The sequence below is a fragment of the Nocardiopsis sp. B62 genome, from assembly GCF_018070675.1.
In the GTDB taxonomy this organism is placed as follows: domain Bacteria; phylum Actinomycetota; class Actinomycetes; order Streptosporangiales; family Streptosporangiaceae; genus Nocardiopsis; species Nocardiopsis prasina.
The window spans coordinates 156,303-179,977 of the sequence record NZ_JAGPXK010000010.1 but is presented as its reverse complement, the minus strand read 5'-3'; the positions used below and the strand labels follow the sequence as shown (position 1 = coordinate 179,977).

General features: G+C 71.8%; 24 protein-coding genes. 14 read left to right on the top strand and 10 right to left on the bottom strand.

All coding sequences use genetic code 11. From position 1 onward, the window contains the following. Positions 1-26 precede the first annotated feature (26 nt). A complete protein-coding gene (locus KBX21_RS13735; RefSeq protein WP_210842131.1) occupies positions 27-668 on the top strand; it encodes a pyridoxamine 5'-phosphate oxidase family protein in 642 nt (213 codons plus the stop codon). Between the two features lie 12 nt (positions 669-680). Here the strand turns inward: KBX21_RS13735 and dtd are convergent, their stop codons facing one another. Next, positions 681-1,106: a D-aminoacyl-tRNA deacylase gene (gene dtd, locus KBX21_RS13730; RefSeq protein WP_210842130.1), complete on the bottom strand. Its 426-nt coding sequence runs from the start codon at positions 1,104-1,106 to the stop codon at positions 681-683. A gap of 48 nt (positions 1,107-1,154) precedes the next feature. Continuing rightward, a complete protein-coding gene (locus KBX21_RS13725) occupies positions 1,155-3,005 on the bottom strand; it encodes a DUF2207 domain-containing protein (protein ID WP_210842129.1) in 1,851 nt (616 codons plus the stop codon). 213 nt (positions 3,006-3,218) lie between these two features. Here KBX21_RS13725 and KBX21_RS13720 point away from each other — a divergent pair, with 213 nt between their 5' ends. The 3 genes from KBX21_RS13720 to KBX21_RS13710 all read left to right on the top strand — a co-directional run bounded on the left by KBX21_RS13720 (position 3,219) and on the right by KBX21_RS13710 (position 7,783). Continuing rightward, positions 3,219-4,106, top strand: a complete 888-nt coding sequence (locus KBX21_RS13720) for a neutral zinc metallopeptidase (protein WP_247665720.1) — start codon at positions 3,219-3,221, stop codon at positions 4,104-4,106. After that, positions 4,103-5,170: a neutral zinc metallopeptidase gene (locus KBX21_RS13715; protein WP_307869209.1), complete on the top strand. Its 1,068-nt coding sequence runs from the start codon at positions 4,103-4,105 to the stop codon at positions 5,168-5,170. The genes KBX21_RS13720 and KBX21_RS13715 overlap by 4 nt, the downstream gene beginning before the upstream one ends. 75 nt (positions 5,171-5,245) lie before the next feature. Further along, the gene (locus KBX21_RS13710) at positions 5,246-7,783 is read left to right on the top strand and encodes a hypothetical protein (RefSeq protein ID WP_210842127.1); all 2,538 of its coding nucleotides are present in this window, start codon (positions 5,246-5,248) and stop codon (positions 7,781-7,783) included. A gap of 157 nt (positions 7,784-7,940) precedes the next feature. On the opposite strand, the gene KBX21_RS13705 is transcribed toward KBX21_RS13710, so the two are convergent. From KBX21_RS13705 to KBX21_RS13695, 3 genes are all read right to left on the bottom strand, one after another. Next, the gene (locus tag KBX21_RS13705; RefSeq protein WP_017544166.1) at positions 7,941-8,240 is read right to left on the bottom strand and encodes a DUF2516 family protein; all 300 of its coding nucleotides are present in this window, start codon (positions 8,238-8,240) and stop codon (positions 7,941-7,943) included. Between the two features lie 155 nt (positions 8,241-8,395). Continuing rightward, positions 8,396-9,340, bottom strand: coding sequence for a M56 family metallopeptidase (locus KBX21_RS13700; RefSeq protein ID WP_049577581.1), 945 nt, complete (start codon positions 9,338-9,340; stop codon positions 8,396-8,398). Positions 9,341-9,345: 5 nt separating this feature from the next. Further along, a complete protein-coding gene (locus KBX21_RS13695) occupies positions 9,346-9,708 on the bottom strand; it encodes a BlaI/MecI/CopY family transcriptional regulator (RefSeq protein ID WP_082206639.1) in 363 nt (120 codons plus the stop codon). A 185-nt stretch (positions 9,709-9,893) separates the two neighbouring features. Here KBX21_RS13695 and KBX21_RS13690 point away from each other — a divergent pair, with 185 nt between their 5' ends. Further along, a complete protein-coding gene (locus KBX21_RS13690) occupies positions 9,894-10,439 on the top strand; it encodes an O-acetyl-ADP-ribose deacetylase (protein WP_374225722.1) in 546 nt (181 codons plus the stop codon). Between the two features lie 73 nt (positions 10,440-10,512). Then, positions 10,513-10,950: a hypothetical protein gene (locus KBX21_RS13685; protein ID WP_017544170.1), complete on the top strand. Its 438-nt coding sequence runs from the start codon at positions 10,513-10,515 to the stop codon at positions 10,948-10,950. 162 nt (positions 10,951-11,112) lie between these two features. Here KBX21_RS13685 and KBX21_RS13680 read toward each other — a convergent pair whose 3' ends face one another. Next, positions 11,113-12,426, bottom strand: a complete 1,314-nt coding sequence (locus KBX21_RS13680; protein WP_210842126.1) for a deoxyribodipyrimidine photo-lyase — start codon at positions 12,424-12,426, stop codon at positions 11,113-11,115. An 87-nt stretch (positions 12,427-12,513) separates the two neighbouring features. On the opposite strand from KBX21_RS13680, the gene KBX21_RS13675 reads away from it, so the two are divergent. From KBX21_RS13675 to KBX21_RS13655, 5 genes are all read left to right on the top strand, one after another. Then, the gene (locus tag KBX21_RS13675) at positions 12,514-13,485 is read left to right on the top strand and encodes a DUF523 and DUF1722 domain-containing protein (protein WP_210842125.1); all 972 of its coding nucleotides are present in this window, start codon (positions 12,514-12,516) and stop codon (positions 13,483-13,485) included. Between the two features lie 191 nt (positions 13,486-13,676). After that, positions 13,677-14,666: an alpha/beta hydrolase family protein gene (locus KBX21_RS13670; RefSeq protein ID WP_210842124.1), complete on the top strand. Its 990-nt coding sequence runs from the start codon at positions 13,677-13,679 to the stop codon at positions 14,664-14,666. 120 nt (positions 14,667-14,786) lie between these two features. Next, positions 14,787-16,085, top strand: a complete 1,299-nt coding sequence (mshA, locus tag KBX21_RS13665) for a D-inositol-3-phosphate glycosyltransferase (RefSeq protein WP_210842123.1) — start codon at positions 14,787-14,789, stop codon at positions 16,083-16,085. A 38-nt stretch (positions 16,086-16,123) separates the two neighbouring features. After that, the gene (locus KBX21_RS13660; RefSeq protein WP_049579246.1) at positions 16,124-16,630 is read left to right on the top strand and encodes a YbjN domain-containing protein; all 507 of its coding nucleotides are present in this window, start codon (positions 16,124-16,126) and stop codon (positions 16,628-16,630) included. Between the two features lie 47 nt (positions 16,631-16,677). Continuing rightward, complete coding sequence (locus tag KBX21_RS13655; protein WP_049579249.1) at positions 16,678-17,424, top strand: phosphoglyceromutase; 747 nt, start codon at positions 16,678-16,680, stop codon at positions 17,422-17,424. A gap of 64 nt (positions 17,425-17,488) precedes the next feature. On the opposite strand, the gene KBX21_RS13650 is transcribed toward KBX21_RS13655, so the two are convergent. After that, positions 17,489-17,851, bottom strand: a complete 363-nt coding sequence (locus tag KBX21_RS13650; protein ID WP_049579251.1) for a DsrE family protein — start codon at positions 17,849-17,851, stop codon at positions 17,489-17,491. 13 nt (positions 17,852-17,864) lie between these two features. Then, the gene (locus KBX21_RS13645; protein ID WP_049579265.1) at positions 17,865-18,632 is read right to left on the bottom strand and encodes a hypothetical protein; all 768 of its coding nucleotides are present in this window, start codon (positions 18,630-18,632) and stop codon (positions 17,865-17,867) included. Between the two features lie 206 nt (positions 18,633-18,838). Between KBX21_RS13645 and KBX21_RS13640 the strand changes: the two genes are divergently transcribed. The 3 genes from KBX21_RS13640 (at position 18,839) to KBX21_RS13630 (ending at position 21,451) form a co-directional block, all read left to right on the top strand. Next, positions 18,839-19,384 carry an FABP family protein gene (locus tag KBX21_RS13640; RefSeq protein WP_210842122.1) on the top strand — a complete coding sequence of 182 codons (546 nt, stop codon included), beginning with the start codon at positions 18,839-18,841 and terminating at the stop codon, positions 19,382-19,384. Positions 19,385-19,719: 335 nt separating this feature from the next. Beyond that, complete coding sequence (locus tag KBX21_RS13635) at positions 19,720-20,739, top strand: folate-binding protein YgfZ (protein WP_210842121.1); 1,020 nt, start codon at positions 19,720-19,722, stop codon at positions 20,737-20,739. A gap of 241 nt (positions 20,740-20,980) precedes the next feature. Beyond that, positions 20,981-21,451, top strand: coding sequence for a PPOX class F420-dependent oxidoreductase (locus KBX21_RS13630; RefSeq protein WP_210842120.1), 471 nt, complete (start codon positions 20,981-20,983; stop codon positions 21,449-21,451). A 472-nt stretch (positions 21,452-21,923) separates the two neighbouring features. On the opposite strand, the gene KBX21_RS13625 is transcribed toward KBX21_RS13630, so the two are convergent. Both KBX21_RS13625 and KBX21_RS13620 read right to left on the bottom strand, forming a co-directional pair. Then, positions 21,924-22,838 carry an NADP-dependent oxidoreductase gene (locus tag KBX21_RS13625; RefSeq protein WP_049579255.1) on the bottom strand — a complete coding sequence of 305 codons (915 nt, stop codon included), beginning with the start codon at positions 22,836-22,838 and terminating at the stop codon, positions 21,924-21,926. Positions 22,839-22,961: 123 nt separating this feature from the next. Further along, positions 22,962-23,675 carry a type 1 glutamine amidotransferase gene (locus tag KBX21_RS13620; RefSeq protein ID WP_210842119.1) on the bottom strand — a complete coding sequence of 238 codons (714 nt, stop codon included), beginning with the start codon at positions 23,673-23,675 and terminating at the stop codon, positions 22,962-22,964.

Genomic DNA, 23,675 nt, shown 5'->3' with positions numbered 1-23,675 from the left:
TATCCACTTCTCCCTACGGTAGTCGCATGCTCTCCACGACCGAACGCACCCGCCTCAACCGCGCCAAGCACAAGACCAGGACCGACCGCACCGAACTGTACGACCTCCTCGACGAGGGCCTGGTCTGCCACATGGGCGTGGTTGTTGACGGGTCTCCCCGGGTGGTCCCCACGGGGTACGGGCGGATCGGCGACACCCTCTACCTGCACGGCTCGACCGGAGCCCGGTCCCTGCGGACGGAGGGCGAGATGTGCGTGACGGTCACCCTGCTGGACGGGATCGTCCTGGCCCGTTCGGCGTTCCACCACTCGGTCAACCACCGGTCGGCGATGGTCTTCGGAACGCCGCGCGTGGTCACCGACGAACAGGAGCGCCGGGACGGCCTGCGGGCGATCACCGAGCAGCTCGCACCGGGCCAGTGGGACGCCGCCCGCCAGCCAGACGCCAAGGAGATGGCGGCCACCCGGGTTCTGGCGCTGTCCCTTGAGGAGGCCTCGGTGAAGGTCCGCACGGGCCCGCCCGCTGACGACGAGGAGGACCACGCCCTCCCGGTCTGGGCGGGTGTGCAGCCGGTCCGGACGGTGTTCGACCCTCCGGTCACCGACCCGGCGCTGAGCCACGACCTCCCCGTCCCGGCCCACGTCCTGGCCCGTGTGACCACCCGCTAGGCGGGGACTCCCTCAGACCTCCACGATGACCGTGAAGGGTCCCTCGTTGGTCAGTCCCACGGACATCTGGGCGCCGAAGACCCCCGTGGCCACTTCGGCGCCCTGGTCCCGTAGCTCCTTGACGACGGCGTCCACCAGTGGCTCCGCCACCGGCCCGGGCGCGGCCGCCTGCCACGTGGGGCGACGGCCCTTGCGCGCGTCGCCGTAGAGGGTGAACTGGCTGACCACCAGCAGAGGCGCCTGGACGTCGGAGCAGGACTTCTCGTCCTCCAGGACACGCAGGGTCCACAGCTTCCTGGCGATCCTGCGGGCCTCGTCCTCCGTGTCGGTGTGCGTGACCCCCACCAGGGCCATCAGGCCGGGTCGGGTGATCTCACCGACCACCTCGCCCTCCACCGTCACCGAAGCGTGCGACACCCGCTGCACGACAGCGCGCATGGTTCTCCCCTGCTCTCTTTCCCGGGCCGCCCCTGGCCGGGGGCGGTGTCACCTCGATCGTTGCAGCTGGTTGAGCAGGCGCACACGGCGGGTGTTGGTGATCAGACCGGTGAGGGTGACCACGAACGTGCTGATCGAGTCCGAGAAGTCCTCGATCCGCCACTCCCGCGGGCCCGTGTACCAGTGCAGTCCGTCGCCGTCGAGCTCCTCGGGGCTGAGGTCGGCGATCGCGGCGGAGGCGAGGATGTTGGCCCAGCGGTCGACGTCGTCGAAGATCACCGCGTAGGGGAGGTAGCGCGAGTACAGCTCCACGCGTTCGCCGGGCGGGGCGCTCTGGGCCCGCTGGCTGAGGAGGTAGTCGCGAAAGCCCATCGTGTGCGCGTAGACGGAGCTGCCCAGTTTGGTCTTGGCCGGCATGTACTGCGCGCCCGCGGTGACGGCGGCCCCGGCGATGATGACGGCCAGACCGGTGAAGGCCGCGCTGGTGAACACCGCGAGCAGACCGGTCAGGACCACCCCTGAGGCGGTGAGCACCATGCCGACCGTCGTCCAGGTCCCCCGCACCCGGCTGGGCGACCGGGAGAACCACTTGAGCCGGACCATGTCGCGGTACAGCTCCTCGCGGACCCGGTCCACGCGCGCCGGGAAGTCCTCGGAGTGGCGGGAGGAGCCGAGTTCCGACAGCCGCACGGAGCGCCGGTCACCGAAGAGGGCGTCCAACAGGAGCCACTCGGAGGAGAGCAGGACCTCCTCGGGAGGTCCGTCCAGGCGGACCAGCCGCCAGTCCACCGAGGTGAAGTGTTCGTGGGGCAGCTCCTCGACCCGGATGTGACCGCGTACGGCCAGGTCGAGGACGGTACCGGTGAGGTCGGCGATGTCCACGCGCTCGTCGACCAGCGTGCCGATCTGGCCCGGGTGGACGTCGTCGGGCGGGGCGAAGCGCATCCGGCCGTGCTCACCGCGGGCCACGGGGGCGTGGTCGCCCTCCGCCGCCTCGTTGTGCAGCGCGCGTTCGTCGCGGCCCCGGATCCGGATGAGGGCGATCAGCCCGCCGACCAGGACCAGCAGAAGGAGTCCGAACACGCTCGCGGTCCCCGGCGTCACCTGGAAGGCCGACGCCAGCGACCACCGGCGGCTCAGGATCGGTTCGCCCTCGGCCGTGCCGGGCGGGTAGTTGACGACGATGTCCAGCCGGTCGCTGGGGGTCATGTCGGCCTGGAGGAAGTGCGCGACGACCGCGTCCCCGCCCATGTCCGAAGCGGTGCAGTACATGGCGCTGCGGGGCTCTCCCGCCAGGCAGGACAGCGCCTCGGGGGGCTGCGGCGCGGTGACGGTGACGTCGGTGGAGCGGACGTCGTGGCTGTAGGCGCCCACGGCCCGCCACTCCAGTTGGACCCCCTGGGAGACCTCGCCGACGGTGCCGCTCACCCGGTAGCTGAGCCGCACCCCGCGGGTGCCCTCGGTGGGGATGCGTACGAGGAGGGCGCCGTCGGTCTCCTCCGTCTCCACCTGAAGGGTGGAGCCGCCGGAGTCGACCGCCGAGACCCCGTTGATCTCGAACCGGCGGTCGTGGTCGGTGTCGTAGAGCATCGTGGCGGTGAGGGCCCGGGTGAAGGTCTCCGGGGCGGGTCCCTCGAACCTGATGGACTCCTCGCCGTGGAGGGTGCCCCGTTGGTCCAGTTCGAGGCGGATGTCGTTGGTGATGTCCGTGTCCGTGGCGGAACGTCGGGCGATGACCGCTGGTTCGTGCCCCGGTACTGTGGTTGCCGGTGCGGTCGCCGTCACCGCGTGCGCCTCCCCTCCCGGCCACCCCACGGCGACCACCACGAACAGCGAGGAGTACACGAGCAGGGCCGTCGCCAACGCGACGGCCGGGCGCCAGGAGCCGACCCACCACATGACGCGAGAGCTTATCCGGTCCGTGAGCGGACCGTGCCCATCGGGCGCCCTCCCCGGCGTCGCGTACCGGCCCCCCGCCGGTGGCTCCGTCGACAGTAGCTCCGGCGTGGCCGGGCCTCCCGTGCGGAACGGGGGCTCGGGCACGTGCTGACCCGTCGACGAAACCGACCCGAGTCCGACCCGTGGGCGGAGCGCCCCGGGTTCCTCCAGCGCATGGGGCTGGGCGTCTCGCTGTCCCTGGGCACGGGGCTGGCCGCCGTGGGGTTCACGGGCTTCCTCGCCTTCTCCGCGCTGTTGCCGACCGCGCAACCGGCGTGGGGCGAGCCCATCGGGCCGGACGCCACCCAGGTGCTCTCCGCCGAGTCCGTCTCCTCCACGGAGACCACCACGGCGACGATCGAGGATCCGCTGGGGCAGAACCCGCTCTACGCCAACGGCGAGCTCGGCGAGGTCACCTGTCGGCCACCGCAGATGGACGCCGACGACCCGAAGTCGGTGGAGACCTTCGTGCACTCGATCGCCGACTGCCTGGACGCGGCCTGGGGCGCGTACTTCGAGGAGGCGGGCATCCCGTTCTCCTCACCGAACCGCGTGTACTGGTACGCGGCGGGGAACAGCCCGTGCGGCCCCTTCCCCAAGGAGGGGACGGCGGCCTTCTACTGTCAGGCCAACCAGGGCCTCTACCTGGGAGTGGAGGACATCGTGGCGGCCTCGGCGGGCAGTGACGAGGCCGAGGCGTACACGTTCCTGCTCAGCCACGAGTACGGGCACCACGTGCAGGGGCAGTCGATGATCCTGGCCGAGTTCCGCTCCCTGCGGGCCAACGCCGACGAGGAGACCGCGGACGAGCTCACCCGGCGCAACGAGCTCCAGGCCAACTGCCTGGGCGGGGTGTTCGTCGGCTCCGCTGAGGAGTCCCTCGGTTACGGGAAGTCGGAGAGGGCCAATATCCTCGACTCCGTCGGGCTCCGCTCCGACCACGCGGGCACGAGCACGCACGGATCGGTGGAGAACGGTCGTCTGTGGACCGCGCACGGTCTGGACCGTCTCGATCCGGCGGCCTGCAACACCTGGGAAGCCCGCGAGGAGCTGGTGCGGTGAGCGGTGACCACGGCCCGGTCGGCTCCGGCGAGCCCGGCGGGCCCGGCCCCGACGGTTCCGGCACCCCCCTGCCCGCGACGCTCACCCGGCTGGAGCACTCCCGCAGGGCCCACCGCGTCAACCGCAGGGTGTTCAGCGCGGTGTGCGGGCTCCTGGTGGCCCTGCTCGCGCTGTCGTTGCTCTCCTGGACCAGCGTCAACGAGGACGGCTCCGCCATGGACACCGTCTCCGAGCGGGCGCAGGGCGCGGGCGACGACAAGCCCGGCCAGCCTCCGAGCCCGTCCGCCGACGCTCCCACCGGTCACCTGGGGCTGCCCGGTCGCACCCTCCCCGACCGGCCGACCGGCCACAGCGCGCTGGTCGCCAACCCGATCTACGACACCGGTCGGTTGAGCCCGCTGCCCTGCCCGGTACCCGAACTCGACGTCGACGACCCCACCTCCATGGAGCGGTTCCTGCACCTGGTCGCCGACTGCCTGGACGACGTGTGGAAGACCCAGTTCGACCGGGCGGGTATCCCGTTCGCCCCACCGGACCGGGTGTTCTGGGAGGAGCCCGGGGTGAGCCCGTGCCGTTCCTACCCGTCCCCGGCGGGCGCCTTCTACTGCCGGGCCAGCGGCGCGATCTACATCGGTACCTCGGACGTGGTGGAGAAGTGGAACGGCTCGGATGACAGCGTGGTCTACGCGTCCCTGCTGGCCCACGAGTACGGGCACCACGTGCAGGGCGAGTCCGGGCTCCTGGAGTACTACCACGAGCAGCGGCAGCTGGAGGTGGACGACGCGGGCCGCAACTCCTGGACGCGCCGCAGCGAACTCCAGGCCAACTGCCTCTCGGCGGCCTTCCTGGGGTCGATCCGGGTGAGCTACCCGCTCACGGAGGACGACCTGTCCACCCTTCTGGACGACGCCTCGGCCACCGCCGACCGTCCCGACGGACCCGAGTCGGATCGCACGCACGGTTCCTCGGACAACAGCGTGTGGTGGACGAGGACCGGCTGGACCGAGCAGTCAGCGGGCGCCTGCAACACCTGGGACGTGAGTGACGAGGGGATGGTCAAGTAGCGTCCTCGGCCCGGAGTTGTCCACAGGCTCCGGTTCTTTGAGTTTCATCGCGACTGTGCGTGGCAGGATGCTGACATGCCGGACACCCCCGAACCCTCCGGCTCGCACGAGCCCGAGCCCCCGCGCCCCGCGTCACACGCCCTCTCAGCGACCCGGTCCCCCGTCACCAGGAACTCCCCCGTGGACACCACGGTCACCACCGTGGTTCCCCCGGCCTCCCCGACCTCCGAGCCCGAGTCCGCTCCCGTCCGCAACTGCGTGGAGCTGCGCGTGCACGGGGTCAGCGGCGGACAGGCCGAGGAACTCCTGGACGTGGAGCCCGCCATGCGCGTGGGCGGCGACCGGCTCGCCGGTTTCTTCCGCTGGCGGCGTGAACCGGACACCCAGAGCGTCCCGGGGGTACGGCGGGAGATCTTCGCCTGGGGCAACCTGACCTCGGGCAGTGCCTCGCGGGCGTTCTGGCTCCTGCTGCTGCCCTTCATGATGCTCAATGTGGCGTACTGGATGCGGCCCGGCCGGATGGACCGGGGGCAGACCGGGATCCGCAGGGCGGCCAGCATCACCTACGGGGCCGGGGTCCGGCTGCTGGCGCTGTCACTGACCGTGCTCATCACGCTGGCCTCGGCCGGGGTCGGCATGGACCTGGTGGGCTGGCAGTGCGCGGGGCTGGGCGAGTCGTGTGTGCGGGCGCGTCCGTGGCTGGCCTTCCTGGCCTCGTCCTCCTCCCCGCTGTCCGCACCGGGGTGGGGGCTTCTGATCGGGGCGGTCCTGCCCGCAACGGTGATCGTGGTGCTGTGGCGGCTGTCCCGCAGAACGGCGGCCGACTACGAGGTGGTGACGGGCCCGGTGCCGCCCGACCACTCCGAGGACGCGCCGCTGAGCCACCCGGACTTCTGGCGCAACAGCGAGATCATGGCCCGCCTGAGGTCGGCCCACATCGCCGTTGCCGTGGGAACCGTCGCGGCGCTGCTGCTGGTGCCCGCGTTCCTGCACGACCTCTCGGCCCGGGTCGGCGAACCGGTGACCGCTCCGGGGGCGTGGTGGTTCGGCACGGTGTTGGCCGTCCTGCTGGGCGCGGTGGCGGCGGCGAGTGTCGCGAGCGTGCTGGTGCCCGGGCTGGACCCCCGGTGGAACGCCAGGGCGGACCGGTTCTGCCGGGTGCTGCGGGACACCATGCTCGTCCTGGTGGTGGCCGTGGCCGTCTACACCGTGTGGCCGCGTCCCGGCTGGGTGGCGGAGGGACGGCTGCCTGGCAGCGGCACCATGCTGAACACGCTCTTCGCCACCCAGGGCGCGCTGGTGGTGATGCTGCTGGTGGCGGCCCTGGTGCTGTTCGCGGTGGACCGGCCGCACGAGCGGACCGCCATGCGGGGGCTGGCCGGACCGTCCACGGCCGCGCTCGGAACACTGCTGGGCGGCGGGTTCTCGGCGGCGTTGGTGTACCAGGGTTCGCTGTGGCTGAGCGGCTGCGGTTCCATGAACGCGCCCGAGGCCGACTGCCTGGCGCTGTCGCCGCCCACCGCCTACTCGTGGCTGCAGCTGGCGTTCGCCTTCGAGGCGGTGATCGTCCTGGTCGTGGTGGCGGTGCTGGCGGTGCGCCTGCGCGGGGCGGTGCGCGGCCAGCTGCCCGAGGTGACCTCGCTGTACTCCCGGAGCGTTCGGGACCGCCGGACCTGGGACATCGCCAAGGCCAGGGCGACCGGGCGGATGACCGAGGTGCTGCCCAAGGTGCTGGCCGCGCTGCTGCTTCCGGTGGTGCCGCTGGTGGGGCTCGCGCTCTACTCGATCATCACCGGGAACCTGGTCGCCGGTCCGGTGGACGCGCCCCTGGCGGTGGCCGGGGAACTACAGGGCGTGGCGCAGAGCGCGCTGGACGTCCTCGTGGGAGTGGGGTCGCTCATCGGCGGGGCGAGCCTGGTGGCGCTGGTGTGGATCGGCCGGAGCGCCTACCGGGACCGGCCGACCCGGCAGGCCCTGGGCGCGCTGTGGGACGTGGGGACCTTCTGGCCACGGGTCGCGCATCCGCTGGCCCCGCCCTCGTACGCCGAACGCGCGGTACCGCAGCTGACAGCGCGAGTGGCGAGGATGGCCGGGGAGGGAACCGAGGTGGTGATCTCCGGCCACTCGCAGGGGTCGGTGTTGGCCGCCGCGACCGTGTGGCAACTGCCCCGGAGCTGCCGGGGACGGGTCTCGCTGATCACCCACGGCTCACCGCTGGACCGACTGTACGCGCGGTACTTCCCGGCCTACTTCGGTCCGGCCTCGTTCACCGACCTGACCGGGCGGGTGTCGGCCTGGCGCAACCTGTGGCGGGTCACCGACGCCATCGCCGGGCCGATCAGACGCAGGAACGCGGACGCCGAGGACACTCCACGAGGCCCTGCCGGGGGTGGGGCCGGAGGGTCCCTGGACATCGTGGACCAGGCCGATCCGCTGCCCGACCCGCGTTCCTACGACGCCCCGCCGGGGGAGGCCAGACGCCCGGAGATCCTCGGCCACTCCCACTACACGCAGGATCCGGCCTACGCCCAGGCACTGTCCGAGGTGCTGCCGCCGGTGCCGTCGACTCCGAGGGAGGCACCACCGAGGGCCTCGACCCCGCACGGCGGTTGACGCCCTGCCGGAAGGTCCACCGGGGGGGGCGACCGCGCAGTGGTTCGCGCCAGCCACCTGAGACCGGGGCCGCGGAGCCGTCCGCGCGGAGACGGGGCTACGGATACCGACTGCGGAGACCGGTGCCCTCAGGGACCCGCGCGCCGGTGGCCCGGCGCTACCAGGGCCCGTAGGGGCCGTTGTTCTGGTTGCCGCCCACGCCCTTCACGGCGGGGCGCACGTCCAGCAGGAAGATGAGGGTGGCGACCAGGCCCAGGATGACGAACATGCCGGTGCCGGTCAGGACGGCGAGCAGCGAGACGCCGGAGGCCACACCGGTGAGGATCACCCACAGCTTCTTGGTCTGCTTGTCCATCACCACGAAGGCCTGCTCAGGGGTCCTCAGGGCCTCGATGAACGCGTACAGGCTGGCCACGAAGGTCACGAGGTAGATCAGCTGCCAGATCCAGAAGAACAAGACTCACTCCAGTCGCCTCACGCGTCCGAGCGGGGTTCCGCCCGCTCTCCACGTTAAACGGATCGGACGCGAGGATCGTGCCCGAAAGAGGGGCAGATCACTGACCGGATACACGCGGGGGTCCGGAGACCACACGCGCGCGGCGGGCGGGGCGGTCAGATCGGGATGTGCCAGAGGCAGGTCACGGTGGCCAGCAGGAAGGCCGAGGCGCCCATGATCACGGCCCCCGCGTGGTACGGGAGTTCGCTGTCCGGGCGCAGGAGCCGGTTGACCCTGCGCATGACGGCGGGTTCAGCGGCCTGCACGGCGGCCATCGCGCCGGCGGGTACGGGCGCGAGACCGGCGGCACCGAAGCGGAGCAGCGCCATGGCGAGCTCACGGGAGGAGCTCCTGCGGCGGGCCTGGTCGTCGGCGCACATCTCGATGAGCAGCGCGACGGTCTCGTAGTAGGTCCGCACCAGGCGCACGCGCGGGAAGGCCCGCTTCAGGGAGGAGAACGGGAGCAGGACGAGGTCGTGGCGTTCACGCAGGTGGGCGTGCTCGTGGGCGAGCACGGCCGCCAGTTCGCGGGTGTCGAGCACCTCCAGGGCACCGGCGCTGATCACCACCTGGGAGCGCAGCACTCCGGGCAGGCAGTAGGCGGCGGCCGCCGGGTGGTCGACCACACGTGCGCCCGGGACGTCCGGGTGTTCGTTGGCCACCAGTTCCAGCAGGTCGTGGTGGCGTTTGCGGACCCGGACCACCTGGACGAAGGAGGCGACGAGGCCCGAGAACAGCACGAGGGTCAGGGCGAAGGCCAGCAGCACGGCGGCGAGGTGGCTCAGCCCCTCGATCCCCTGCGAGAACTCGGAGACGATGAACTCGCCGGTCAGGAGGTCGGTGGCGGCGGCCAGCAGGCCGCCCGCGGCGCCGAGCTCATAGGAGGACAGACCGTAGGCCAGAAGGGCACCGATGGTGGACACGCCCCAGGCCAGGCCGAGCGCCTGCCAGGCGATGACCGCCGTGTAGGGACCGCGGGAGGGCCACTTCGCCCGGTGGAGTGCTTCCATGGCGACGAGGCAGCTGACCGCGACGAGAGTGAGGAGTGCGGCACTGACCATACGGACTAGTTCCTTGGCTGCTCGGTTTCCGCGAGTGCGCGACGGAGCGCTTCAGCCTCCTGGCCGTCCATGGACTGGACGAAGGCGGCCAGGGCCGCGTCGCGGTCAACCGTCTGACCGAGAGCGTCGAACATCAGCTCCGACACGTAGTTCTCGCGGCTGGCTGCCGGACGGTACCGCCAAGCACGACCCTCGCGTGCCCGGTCGACGACCTTCTTCTTGGCCAGTCGGTCGAGCACCGTCATGACGGTCGTGTGGGCCAGGTCCCGCTCGGCGAGAGCCTTACCGACCTCGCGAACCGTCATTGGTTCGTTGCGTGCCCACAGTACATCCATCACCGCGCGTTCAAGTTCGCCAAGCCGATTCATGAAAGCAAGTCTACGACCAGTAGTACTACTCGCCGTGGCACCCCCACGTTAATTCTCGATGGCTTTCGGGGTAGGGGTTTGGGACGCGGCCGACAGGGCCCGGGAACCGCCTCCGACGAGGGGCGGGACGGGCCGGGGGTGACCGAGGTCCCGCTCCTCCCGGGGCGGGCGGCCGAGGGGGAGACATGACTGACCGAGGAGAAGCGCCGTCCGAGGGGACGCGGTTCCAGCTTTCGATGGGTGACATCACCGAGCACCGGGCGGACGCGATCGTCAACGCCGCCAACAGCTCCCTGCTGGGCGGCGGCGGGGTGGACGGGGCCATCCACCGCAGGGGCGGCGGGGCGATCCTGGAGGAGTGCCGCGCCCTGCGCGCCTCCCGCTACGGGAAGGGGTTGCCCGCGGGTGGGGCGGTGGCGACCACGGCGGGGAGGTTGCCCGCCCGCTGGGTGATCCACACCGTCGGTCCGGTGTACAGCGGGACCGAGGACCGGTCGGCGGTGCTGGCCTCCTGTTTCACTGAGTCACTGCGGGTCGCCCACGAGCTGGGCGCGGAGTCGGTGGCCTTCCCCGCGATCTCCACGGGGGTGTACCGCTGGCCCCTGGACGACGCGGCTCGGATCGCCGCGCGGGCGCTGCGCACCGCGCCGGTCCGGGTGCCCAGGGTGGACCTGGTGCTCTTCGACGAGGCCGCCCTGGCCGCGTTCCGGCGGGCCTTCGAACCGGGCTGAGGAGGAGCGCGGCTCGATCGTGGCTCCCGCCCCCGTCTACCGCGCCGCCCGCGTCCGTCGTACGCTCCGTTCCATGGGACACCGGCATCCGAGCAAGCTCAAGAACCCCGAGGTGAGTCACGCGCGTGCCCGCTGGCTGTTGCGCGCGGAACTCGCGGGGTGTGACGCCTGCCGCTCCGAAGGCGACGAGGACGCCCTGGCCGACCTCGCGTCAGGCGGTGTCTTCGACTCCCTGATCACGGGTTTCGTGCTGTCCCGCGTCCAACAGTGGCACTCTCCGAGCCGCCCGTCCGAGTACCCGGCCACCGTGTACCGGATCGCCCCCATCGACGAACGCGACTTCTGGCGGCCCCCGACCCAGCACTGCATGCGTGTGTGCACGGTGACGGGGGCCGAGGGCGACGGCGTGGACACCCTCCCCGCGCTCCGGGAACTGCGTCTGATGTCGGCGCTGGACCGCTCCCTGGTCCTGGACGACATCATCGACGGTCTGGCCGAGACGGAGGGTTGACCTCGGGTCCCGTGCTCCGGCCTCCCCTGCTGGCCGCGCCCGGCCGCCGTTTGTCCCCCAATCACGACAAGCCGACCGCGGGCCGGTGCGAGAGGTGCGGCGAGTACCCGGAAGCGGGCGTGCGCACCTGCCCCCACCGCGGTCACCGCAACGGGTGAGCCGCTACTTACCGGGATCGGCGATCGGCGCCGGGTAGCCCTCGACACCCTCCCCGAACCCCTCCAGCCAGGGCGTGTGCGCTCGCGCGCCCGACAGCTCCGCGAGTTCGGGGACGTACCGGCGCACGTAGACGCCCTCGGGGTCGAACCGCCGCGCCTGCCGGGAGGGGTTGAACGCCCGGTTGGGTCGGGTGTCGTTGCCGGTACCCGCCGTCCACTGCCAGTTGCCGTACTCGTTGGCGACGTCTCCGTCGGTGAGGTGGGCGTCGAAGTGCGCGGCTCCCTCCCGCCAGTGCACCAGCAGCGTCTTGGTGAGGAAGGCGGCGGTGATCATGCGGGCGCGGTTGTGCATGAACCCCTCCTGGAGCAGCTGCCGCATGCCCGCGTCCACGATCGGCACACCGGTCCGGCCCTCCTTCCAGGCGGCCAGGGCGTCCCTGTCGTCGCGCCACTCGCGGTCACGCGCTCGGTAGTCACGGGTGTTGATCCACGGGAACGCCGCCGTGACCTGGTGGTGGAAGTCGCGCCAGGCGAGCTGGCGCACGTACTCGCTGCCGCCGGGGAGGTCCCGGGCGGCGGTGGCGATCTCCAGTGGTGAGAGGCAGCCGAACCTGAGGTCCGCGGACAGACGCGAGGTGGCCGCCCCGGGGAGGTCGTCGTTGCGATCCCCGTAGTCGGCCAGCCCCTCGTCGAGCCAGGCGCGCAGTCGTTCGCGCGCCATGGTCCAGCCGCCGGTCTGCCGGTCCGGGGCGAGGGCGCCGATCCCCTCGGCGTCGCTGTCCAGCTCGGGCAGGTCACCCGGTTCGAGCCCCTCGGGCAGTTCGAGGGCCTCCGGCGCGGGCAGCACCTCGCGCCAGCGCGCCCCCTCCCACGCCCGCCAGTAGGGGGTGAACACCTTGTAGTGGTCGCCGCTGGCCGGGGTGAGATCGCCGGGCGGCACCACGGTCAGCCCGGGGTGCTCGCACACCTCCAGTCCGGTGGCGCGCAGCGAGTCCAGCCGCCGTGCAGCGAACCGGGTCACGCCCGCGCTGAGGTGGACGGTGCGCGCTCCGGTCTCCCTGGCCAACCTCCCGACCTCGGTCGCCGTGTCGCCCCGGCGAAGGAGGAGGTCGCCGCCTCTCTCCCGCAGGCCCGAGCGCAGGTCCGCGAGGGCCTCGGCCAGGTGGGCGCGGCGGTTGCGGGCGGCGCGCGCCAGGAGGCCGGGTTCGAGGACGAAAACGGGGACCACCTGCGGGGAGGCGTGCAGGGCCGCGCTGAGCGCGGGGTGGTCGTTCGGGCGCAGGTCCTGCGTGAACAGGACGATGACGGGGGTGCCCAACAAGGACTCCTTCACTTTTCGACACCTTCACACTACTGGGTGTGTTCATTGGCGATTACCCGAGGTGGTCGGGGGTAGAGCCCCACCATGAACCCGCCTCCCCGTCCCGTCGTCGGAGTCTCCAGCTGCCTCATCGGCGCACCCGTGCGCTACAACGGCGGGCACTCGCGCTTCCGGTTCCTCACCGACGAGCTGGACCGGCACGTGGACTGGCTGCCGGTCTGCCCGGAGGCGGAGATCGGGCTCGGCGTGCCCCGCCCCACCCTGCGTCTCCAGGAGCGGCCTGAAACCGCCCCCGGTGAGGAGCGGGTCATCTCCAGCAAGGGCGGCGCCGACCACACGGACGACCTCGCCCGAGTCGCCGACCGGCACCTGCCCGAGCTGCGCCGCCTGGACGGATACGTGCTCAAGAACAAGTCGCCGAGCTGCGGCCTGTTCGCCCTGCCGGTCTTCGACGACCACGGCGACCGGGTGCGCGGGAACGGCCGGGGCGCCTTCGCCGCGCGGCTCACCGAGCTGTTGCCGCAACTACCCATGGAGGAGCAGGGCCGCCTGTCCGACCCCGTCCTGCGCGAGCACTTCGTGGAGCGGGTGTTCGCGCACTCCCGGCTGCGCGCCCTGCTGGAGGATGACTGGCGCCCGCGGGACCTCGTGGCGTTCCACACCCGGCACAAACTCCAGCTGATGGCGCACTCCCCGGACGGCTACCGCGAGACCGGGCGGATCGTGGCCCGGGCGGGCACCGGCGATCCCGAGGAGGTCGCGGCCACCTACGCGGAGGCCTTCCACCGGACCCTCGCTGTCAAGGGCAGTCGGGGCCGGCACGCCAACGTGCTCCAGCACGTCTTCGGGATGATCAGCCCGTTGTTGGACGACGCCCGCAGGCATGACCTGCTGGCCGCGATCGAGGACTACCGGGAGGGGCAGGCCCCGCTCAGCCTGCCGGTCGCGCTGTTGCGGCACCACTGTTCCGCCGAGGCCATGACCTGGGCCAACGAACAGACCTATCTGCGCCCCTACCCCGAGGCGCTGCGGCTGCGGCACCCGGTGGCGGTCTGATCCCACGTCGGAGTCGGACCCGGGGGAAGCCGGAGTCGGACTCGAGGGAAGAGCGCGGCGGGGCGGTTCGGGACGGCACCCGACAGCACGCGGCGCACCCCTGCGCAGCGAACACGTTCGGCTACATTGGGTGACAGTTCCCGGCCGCGTCGTGCGCGGTTTCCGGTTGCCCCCGACCCGAGGTCCCCGACGTGTTCGTCTCCCTGCCCCGACGCGCCGCTGTGCTCGTCTCCTCCTGCGCCGTCGTGCTGCTCGCCACGTCCCTGGCCACCGCTCCCCCGGAGCGCCTGGTCGAGCGGATCGGCCACCACCTGTCGCCCCCGAAACCGGAACTGACCCACGGCCACGCCCTCCTCCCCCCGTATCCGGCGACCACCCCCGCGCCCATCCCCAACCCGGGGCAGGTCGCCGTCTGCCAGGAACCCGGGCGCGACCAGGTCGTCACCCTGCCCGACCCCTCCGACGAGGAGGGCCGCCCCCTGTGGATACGCCGTCCACCCGGGCCCGACAGCACCGACCTGCCCGTCCTCTATCTGCTGCACGGCTCGGCCTCCACCCACCGGACCCTCATGGAAGCGGACCTGGGCACCCACCTGGACCGGCAGATGTGCCGCTCGGGGGTCGAGTTCGTCGTCGCGGCCCCCTACGGGCAGGAGGGCGGGGGCTCCACCACCGAATGGGGGGACGCCCACGACGGCCGCTTCTCGCTGGAGAGCTTCGTCACCCGGGACACCGTCGACGCGGTCGAGGGCGACCACCCGCGTCCCCGGTCTCTGCGGGCGATCGGCGGCTTCTCCATGGGCGGCTACGGCGCCGCCGCCCTGGCCCTGCGCCACCCCGACCTCTACACCCAGGTGGTCGGCTGGGCCGGGTACTACCGCGTGGACGATCCGCACGGAACCTTCGGCGGGGACACCGCGGCGCACTCCCCCGACCTCCTCCTGGGATCGGAGGACGTGCACGACCTCAGGTTCATGCTGGTGGAGGGCCGAGCGGACCACACCCCGCTCCAGGAGGGGAGCATCCAGGGGGAGGCCGAACGCTTCTCGGAACTGCTCGCCGATCACGGTATGACGGTCGACACCCTCAGGCCCCGGGGCGGCCACGACCTGGAGACCTGGCGGAGCACCTTCCCCGAGGCAGTGGACTTCCTGGTGTCCGGGTGGGCGGGTACACGGTGATCCGGGCCGGGTCAACCCCGGCCCCCTCGGACGTTCCGGTGGGGAACAGTGTGTACCTTCGTCGCTGTTGACGACTACGGCTCGCACACTCGTTGCTGACACGACTCGGAGGAACCACCGGTGTCCGGACCCCTGCCGCTGGGACAACAGACGGCGGTTCCCTCAAGGATCGCGACCGTCAGTCTGCACACCTCCCCGCTCGACCAGCCCGGCACCGGCGACGCCGGAGGGCTCAACGTGTACGTGGTCGAGGTGGCCCGGCGGATGGCCGAACGCAACGTGGCCGTGGACGTGTTCACCCGCGCGACCAGCGCCGACCTCCCTCCGGTCGTCGAGCTGGCGCCGGGTGTGAACGTGCGGCACATACCCGCCGGACCCTACGGCCACCTCGACAAGAACACCCTCGCCGACCACCTGTGTCCGTTCGTGTTCGGGATGCTGCGCGCCGAGGCCCAGGCCGACCCGGGCCACTACGACCTCGTCCACGGCCACTACTGGCTCTCCGGCAGGGCCGGGGTGATGGCCGCCCGCCGTTGGGGCGTGCCCATGGTGCAGTCCATGCACACCATGGCCCGGGTGAAGAACGCCGCGCTGGCCGAGGGCGACTCCCCCGAACCGGAGGCGCGGGTGCGCGGCGAGGACCAGCTGGTGCGCCAGGCGGACCGGCTCATCGCCAACACCGACGACGAGGCGCGCCAGCTCACCGGCTTCTACGGTGCCCGGAACGAGCAGATCAACACGATCCCGCCCGGGGTCGACCTGGAGACCTTCACCCCCGGCTCACGCACGGAGGCCCTGGAGCGGGTCGGGCTGCCCCGGGACGCCGAACTCCTGCTGTTCGTGGGCCGTGTCCAGCGGCTCAAGGCCCCCGACGTGCTCATCCGCGCCGCCGCCGACCTGCTCGAACGCGACCCGTCCCTGCGCTCCCGCCTGGTGGTCGGGGTCGTCGGGGGACTCTCCGGGGGCGGCCGACACGAACCACGGCTGCTCACCGACCTCGCGCGATCGCTGGGCGTCGCCGACGTGGTCCGGATGGAACCCCCCCAGGACCGCGCGCGCCTGGCCGACTACTACCGGGCCGCGACCGTGACCGTCGTCCCCTCCTACTCCGAGTCCTTCGGTCTGGTGGCCGTGGAGTCGCAGGCCTGCGGCACCCCCGTTCTGGCCGCACGGGTCGGCGGCCTGACCACGGCGGTCTCCGAGGGCGTCTCCGGGATCCTCGTGGACGGGCACGACCCCCGGCACTACGCCGCCGAGCTGCACCGGATGATCACCGAACCGGCCTGGCGTGCCAAGCTGGCCGGGGCGGGTCCACGCCACGCCGCCACCCTGGGGTGGTCGCGGACGGTGGACGAACTCCTGGACGTGTACCGGGACACCCTCAACCCGCGCGGGCTCCGGCTCGCCGCGGCCCGTTGACCGCGGGGGGTCGCACCGAAGTGACGAGAGGCGAGGACGTGGCAGCGGAAACAGAGCGCGAGAGCGCCATCAGGGCGATCGACGAAGCCGTCACCGAGGCCGGTCTCGAGGTCGAACGCCCGCGTGAGGGGTCGTTCCTGGTGACGATCCCCGGCACGGCCAAGCTCAGGACCATGGTGTGGCTGGAGGCCGGACCGCACAGCCTCACCCTCACCTCGTTCTTCTGCCGCCAGCCCGACGAGAACCACGCCGGGTTCTACCAGTGGCTGACCCGGCGCAGCTCCGACATGTACGGGATGGCGTTCGTCTCCGATGACGTCGGCGACGTGTACGTGCGGGGACGCCTTCCGCTGGGCGGCGTGACCCCCGCCGAGGTGGACCGGCTTCTGGGCTGCGTGCTCACCTACTCCGACGAGAACTTCAACACCGCGCTGGAGCTGGGCTTCGCCACGGCGATCCGCAAGGAGTGGAAGTGGCGGACCGCCCGCGGCCACGACACCCGCAACCTGAGCGCCTTCGCGCACCTGGCCGAACCCGAACAGTAGGCCCCGCCGTGGGCGGTCACCCGCGCGGCATCGCTAGGCTGGCTCCCATGGGAACTCTGGTACTGCTTCGACACGGCGAGAGTGTCTGGAACGCGAAGGGCCTGTTCACCGGCTGGGTGGACGTGGACCTCTCCGCGCAGGGCGAGGAGGAGGCCCGCCGCGGCGGCGAACTCCTCAAGGCCGCCGGGGTGACCCCGGACATCCTGCACACCTCTCTGCTCAAGCGCGCGATCCGCACCGCGAACCTCGCGCTGGAGACCGCCGACCTGCACTGGCTGCCGGTCCAGCGGTCCTGGCGCCTCAACGAGCGCCACTACGGCGCCCTCCAGGGCAAGGACAAGGCGCAGACCCGCGAGGAGTACGGCGACGACCAGTTCATGGTCTGGCGCCGCTCCTACGACACGCCCCCGCCGCCCATCGCCGACGACGACCCCTACTCGCAGGCCGGGGACGCGCGTTACGGCCTGCTCCCGTCGGAGCTGCTGCCGCGCACCGAGTGCCTGAAGGACGTCCTGGACCGCGCCCTGCCGTACTGGTACGACAACATCGTCCCGGACCTGGCCGCCGGCAGGACCGTCCTGGTCACCGCGCACGGCAACTCGCTGCGCGCGCTGGTCAAGCACCTCGACGGGATCAGCGACGCCGACATCGCGGGGCTGAACATCCCCACCGGCATCCCGCTGGTGTACGAGCTGGACGACCAGTTCCAGCCCACCAACCCGGGCGGCACCTACCTCGACCCGGAGGCCGCGAAGTCGGCCATCGAGGCCGTGGCCAACCAGGGCAAGAAGTAGTCCGAACCCCGATCTCCCGTGCCCGCGCCGCCACCAGGCGGTGCGGGCACCGTCGTGTCGGGGGTCAGTAGACCAGGGCCTGGGCGCCGTCCCGGAGGCTCTCCTCCACGAAGGTGGCCGCTCCCGCGATGCGCACGCCCTCGAGCAGGTCGTCCTGGGTGAGCTCCCTGCGGGCCGCGCACTGCGTGCAGACCGTGACGCCGCCCGCGGCGAGCACCGCCGCCAGCAGGTCCTGGAGCGGGGCGGCGTGGGGGAGGTCGAACTTCTCGGCTCGGCCGGGCACCGCGAACCACGCGGCCTCGCCGGTCAGCCAGAGCGACACGTCCACGCCGCTGGCGACCGCCGTGGCCGCGACGGTGAAGGCCTGGTTGCAGCGCTCCGGGGAGTCCTCACCGGCGGTGACCTTGATCACCAGGGAACGAGTCATGCGGTCAGCCTACTCAGAACGCGGCGGCGGTGACGACCGTGCCGGCGATCGCGCAGAGGGCGAAGGCGGTCAGGAGCAGGACGGCCTCACGGCGGCGGGGCGAGACGCGGGCAGGGCCCTCCTCCACGCCGTGCTCGACGGTGAGCGGGGCGCCCTCGGAGGCGATCAGCACCACGCGGCCGTCGCGCACGTCGACCTCGCCGCTGACACGCACGCGCGCCCCCTGGCGGATGATCCACTCGCGGTACTCGAACTCGATCGTCTCGCCCCGGAAGACGCCGGAGATACGGCCGCGCACGCGCGGCAGCAGGTCGTCGGCGGCGGCGGCGACCCCGGGCTGGGGGCGGCCGACCAGGCGCTTGAGGCACAGCTCGGGGTCACGCGGCTCCGCACCGGCGGGGTCGACGTAGACGCGCTCGGCCGCACCGGTGCGTCCCTCGGCGACCAGCCCGAACAGCTCGTCGGAGCCGTAGTCGGCGATCGAGTCGCAGGCCCGCTCGGTGACCGCGCCCTCGGCCCGGTCGCGGACCAGCGGCCGGTAGTGGCGCAGCACCTCGTGGCCGTGCCACACGCACTCCGAACCCGCCAGCCCGGACTCGATGAGACCGGAGGGCCCGGCGGCGGCGACACCGGTGAGCGTCACCCGCTGGCCCTTGCGGGGCACCAGGGCGCCGGGCAGGAGCTGGGCCAGCCCGCGCTGTCGCAGCCAGCGGCGCAGGGCGACGACGGTCAACGGCAGGAGGACCACCGCGACGGCGAGCAGCGCCACACCGATCACCATGAACACAGGCAGCCCCTTAGTAAGCGCGTCGGAGGTCAAGGACGACTGCGGGCGCCGAGCCCCAAGGACACACCGCGTCTGCTGACAATCTTTACCAGTTCTCCAGGAAAGCGGGGCCAATTGGGCATGTCCAGTCCAAGGCTCCTCGACGGCACGGAACGCACCCCTGCCGGGTGTTCGCCGAACATGCCCTAGGCTCGGTGGCTATGGATGCTGAGGTACACCCCGATCTGGAGAAACTGTCGTTCCTGTTCGGGCGCTGGGAGGGCGTCGGCGTGGCCGGTTACGCCGACGAGGAGGAGCTCCAGTTCGGACAGGAGGTCGAGTTCACCGTCAGGGACGGTTCCCCGTACCTGGACTACCGGAGCCGGGCCTGGCGCATGAAGGCCGACGGGACGCTCGGAGAGCTCATCACCGAGGAGTCCGGTTACTGGCGCGCGCTGTCCGAGGAGGACACCGCCCGGTACGCCAAGGACGACGAGAAGAACATCATCCACCTGGAAGTGCTGGTCGCTCACAACGAGGGCTTCATCGAGTCCTACCTGGGCAACGTGTTCGCGAACCGGGTGGAGATGGCCACCAACGCGGTGGTGCACACCATCACGGGACTTGAGGTCCAGGCCTCACACCGTCTCTACGGGCTGTTCGGCGAGGACCGGGACACCCTGGGCTACGCCTGGGACCTGGCCGCGCGCGGGCACGACCTGCGCTCGTACATGTCGGCGCAGCTCAAGAAGGCCGGAAGCAAGTAGCAGTGGCCGCGCTCCGACCGTGGTCGGAGGAGGGCATGGGCGAACCCCGGGCTCTGTCCCGCGGGTGCGGGGCCGGTCGGACCAGATCCGGCAGCCCGGGGTTCGGGTGTCCGTCAGGTATTCGCACGAACGACGTCGAGCGAATGCTCGGCGTCGCCCTAGCGGACGGCCACCTCGCCAGTCCTTGAGTGAATCATTTCTCGGACCACCTCCTTTCCTGCGTGCTCCGAAGGTACGTCCCGTGGCCGGGGTGGGGCAAGTGATTTTCGGAGCTCCGTATTCCCTGTTCAGAGCGGTGCTCCGGGGTGTTTGGCGGGCCGGATAACCTCGGTTCCATGACTTCGCCGTTGCTGACCACACCGGGTGCCGTGAGCGCCGACAGCCCCGACTCCGACGTCGCCGCGCACTACGGCGACCCCTCCCACGAGGCACGCGCGATGGAACGCTCCAGCGCCTGGGTGGACCGGAGCAACCGTGGCGTGGTGCGCGTGACCGGACCGGACCGCCTGAGCTGGCTCAACGACATCACCAGCCAGCTGACCCGCGACCTGGCCCCCGGGGTCGCCACCGAGTCGCTGGTCCTGGACACCCGGGGCCACCTGCGACACCACCTGTCCCTGGTGGACGACGGTGAGACGACCTGGATCCACACCGAACCCGGTGGCGGACCCGCGCTGGCGGAGTTCCTGGACTCGATGGTGTTCATGCTGCGGGTGGAGGTCGAGGACCGGTCCGACGCGCTCTCCGTGCTGACCGTGCTGGGCCCGGAGCGCTCCCGCGTGGCGACCGTGGCCGAGGGCCTGGTCCAGCGGGACGCAGAGGACCAGATCGACCTGTTCGTGCCCTCGGGCGACCTCGTGGCCGTCACCGAGAAGCTCACCGCCGCCGGAGCCCGCCCGGCGGGCATGTGGCCCTACGAGGCCCACCGGATCGCCGCGCACCGCGCCCGCCCGGGGCTGGACTCGGACGAGCGGTCCATCCCGCACGAGATGGACTGGATCGGCTCCGCCGTTCACCTGGAGAAGGGCTGCTACCCCGGCCAGGAGACGGTGGCACGGGTGCACAACCTGGGCCGCCCGCCGCGCCGCCTGGTGATGCTGCACCTGGACGGAACCGTAGAGCGGCTGCCGAAGCTGGGGAGTGACATCGAGCTGGCCGGGCGCAAGGTGGGCCGGGTCGGGACGTCGTCCCGTCACCACGAACTGGGCCCGATCGCCCTCGGCCTGGTCAAGCGCACCGTCCCGGTCGACGCCGACGTGGTCGTGGACGGGATCGCCGCGGGCCAGGAGGTCGTCGTGGACCCGGACACGGGCGCCAACGCGAACCTCGACGACTTCCGCCGCAAGCCCAGGTAGCCGTCACCGGTCGGGTCGGGGCGCGGCCCCGACCGGTCGTCCCGGTCCTGCGGACCGGACGCGACGATGCGGGCGACGCAGGGGCGGCGACGGGTGCGAGACGACAGCCTCCCGGCCACACACGGCTCCCACAGGGCGGATGTCCTCTGGCGGAGGCCGCCTGGCCGCGTCGCGTTGACAGGGACTCCCCTGGCGGGTGTGAACTGTGGTGAACCACCGGACGCTGCTGAAGGGGAACCCCGTGAGCCCGAATATCGCCACCAACACCGCCGTCGACCGGGAGGCGCTGATCGAGTTCGTCACACCCCGGCACAGGGCGCTGCTGATCACCCAGCGCAGGGACGGCTCCCCGCAGGCCTCCCCGGTCACCTGCGGAGTGGACGGCCAGGGACGGATCGTGGTGTCCACCTACCCCGAGCGCGCCAAGGCACGTAACGCGGCGCGCGAGGGGCGGGTGAGCGTGGTCGTGCTCTCCGACGACTTCGAGGGCCCCTGGGTGCAGGTCGACGGGACCGCCGAGGTGCTCAGCGGGAAGGAGGCGGTCGAACCGCTGGTGGAGTACTTCCGGGTGATCTCCGGGGAGCACCCCGACTGGGAGGAGTACCGCCAGGCGATGCGCGGCCAGGGCAAGGCACTGGTGCGCGTCACTCCGCGGCGGTGGGGGCCGGTGGCCACCGGAGGGTTCCCGGCGGGCAGGGCTCCGCAGGCCTGAGCCGGAGGCCACTCCCGGCTGTTGGAGGCCGCCCGGACACGCGGCGGGGCCCGGTGGCGGTGCCAGGACACGGCCACGGGCACGGTGGACATGTGCGCCTGCTGGAGGTGCTCGGCCCGGACGTGGGCGTCGCCCGACTCATCGGCGGACTGCTCGTCCCGGTCACCCCGAGGACGACACGGCGTCCTCGGTGACGCCTCCGAGTGGGTCCTGTCCCACCTGGGGTGGCTCCCCAACCCGGGTGTGACCACCCTTCTCGCCCTTCTCACCCACACCCCGGAGCGCCCCGAGCACCCGGACGCCTGGGCGCCCGGACGCCCCGACCACGGTCGGGAAAGGTGTGACCCGACGACGGACGCGACGTGCGCCCCGGCGACGCTCACCGCAGAGCCCGGCACCGATCACGCGGGCCTCGATGCCTCCCACGGTGCCGTCGCCCGCGTCGCCGGGGCGCCCTCGCGAACTCGGGGCGTCAGACCGTGAGGACGATCTTGCCCCGCGTGCGACCGGTCTGGTTCAGGCGCCAGGCCTCGGCCGCCTCCGCCAACGGGAACTCCCTGTCGATGTGCACGCTCAGCACGCCCCGGTCCGCCAGACCGGAGAGTTCGACCAGGTCATCGTGGTCGGGCCGGACCCACACGTACTGCCCACCGGTCGCGAGGACCTCGTGGTCGGCGATCGAGACCACCCTCTCCGGGTTCTCGGTGACCGGAAGCGCGGCCACCCCGCCGCCGACGAAGTCGAGGACCGCGTCCACGCCCTCGGGGGCCAGTGCCCGAACCCGCTCGGTGAGACCGTCGCCGTAGGTGACCGGCTCGGCGCCCAGCGCTCGGAGGTGGTCGTGGTTGCGCTCGCTCGCCGTACCGATGACCCTCGCGCCCAGCGCGACCGCGATCTGCACGGCGAACGCGCCCACGCCGCCCGCGGCGGCGTGCACCAGCACCGTGTCACCGGAACCCGCCGAGACGCGCTTGAGGGACTGCAGGGCCGTGAGGCCCGCGAGGGGCACCCCCGCCGCCTCCTGCCAACTCAGCGTGGCGGGCTTGGGCGCGATCAGTCGCACGCTCGCGGAGACCAGCTCGGCGTAGGTGCCGTTCTTGGCCCAGTCCTTGCGGACGTACCCGTAGACCTCGTCGCCGACCGCGTACTCCCCCGCGTCGAACCCGACGGCCTCGACGACACCGGCCACGTCCCACCCCGGGATGAGCGGGAAGCCCGCCTCCATCACGGGATCCAGACCACCGGTGGCGAGCTTCCAGTCCACGGGGTTCACCCCGGCCGCGCGCACGCGGATCAGGACCTCCCCCGGGGCCACCTTGGGATCGGGCAGATCCACCAGGGCGAGGTCGTCGGCGGAACCGTACTGCTGTAGTGCTATTGCCTTCATGTCGGGTGACAAGGCGGTGACCTTGCGATTCATTCCTTACACAAGCGGCCGGGCCCGGTGGGAAGTCCCACCGGGCCCGGTCGTTTCGCACCGGTACGCCGGTGCCGCGGTGCGCGAGGCGCCCTAGCGCAGGGCGGCGGCCAGACGCTCGTCGTGCAGGCGCTCGCCCCAGGCCGGGGGAAGCGGGTTCAACTGACCCACGCGCCAGCGCAGCAGCAGGTCGGCCAGCTGCGGGTTGCGCGGCAGGGCCGGGCCGTGCAGGTAGGTGCCCAGGATCTGGCCCTGGTAGGCACCCTCGGTGTGGTCGTCGTTGCCGATGCCCTTCACCGTGGTGGACAGCGGACGGGCCTGCGGGCCGATCGCGGTGCGCCCCTGGTGGTTCTCGAAACCGGTGATCCGGCCGACTCCCAGGGCAGGCTCGACGTCCGCGACGATCTCGCCCACCGCGCGGGTCTGGCCGCGGGTGCTGCGGATGTCGAGGATGCCCACGCCCGGAAGCGGGTTGGCCTCGTCGTCGCCGTAGCTCTCACCGATGATCTGGTAGCCCGCGCAGACCGCGAACACGCACGCGCCGCGCGCGGCGGCCCGGGCCAGGCCTCCGTCGGCGCGGAGCCGGTCGGCGGCCAGGATCTGCGGCCGGTCCTCGCCGCCGCCGAGCAGGTAGATGTCTCCCTGCTCGGGCACCGAGTCGCTGGAGTGGACGTGCACGATCTCGGTGGGGATGCCGCGCAGTTCCGCGCGGCGCTTGAGGATGAGGACGTTGCCCTGGTCCCCGTAGGTGCTGAGCAGGTCGGGGTAGATCCACACGATCCGCAGGGCGCTGCTGGTGTTCGACAT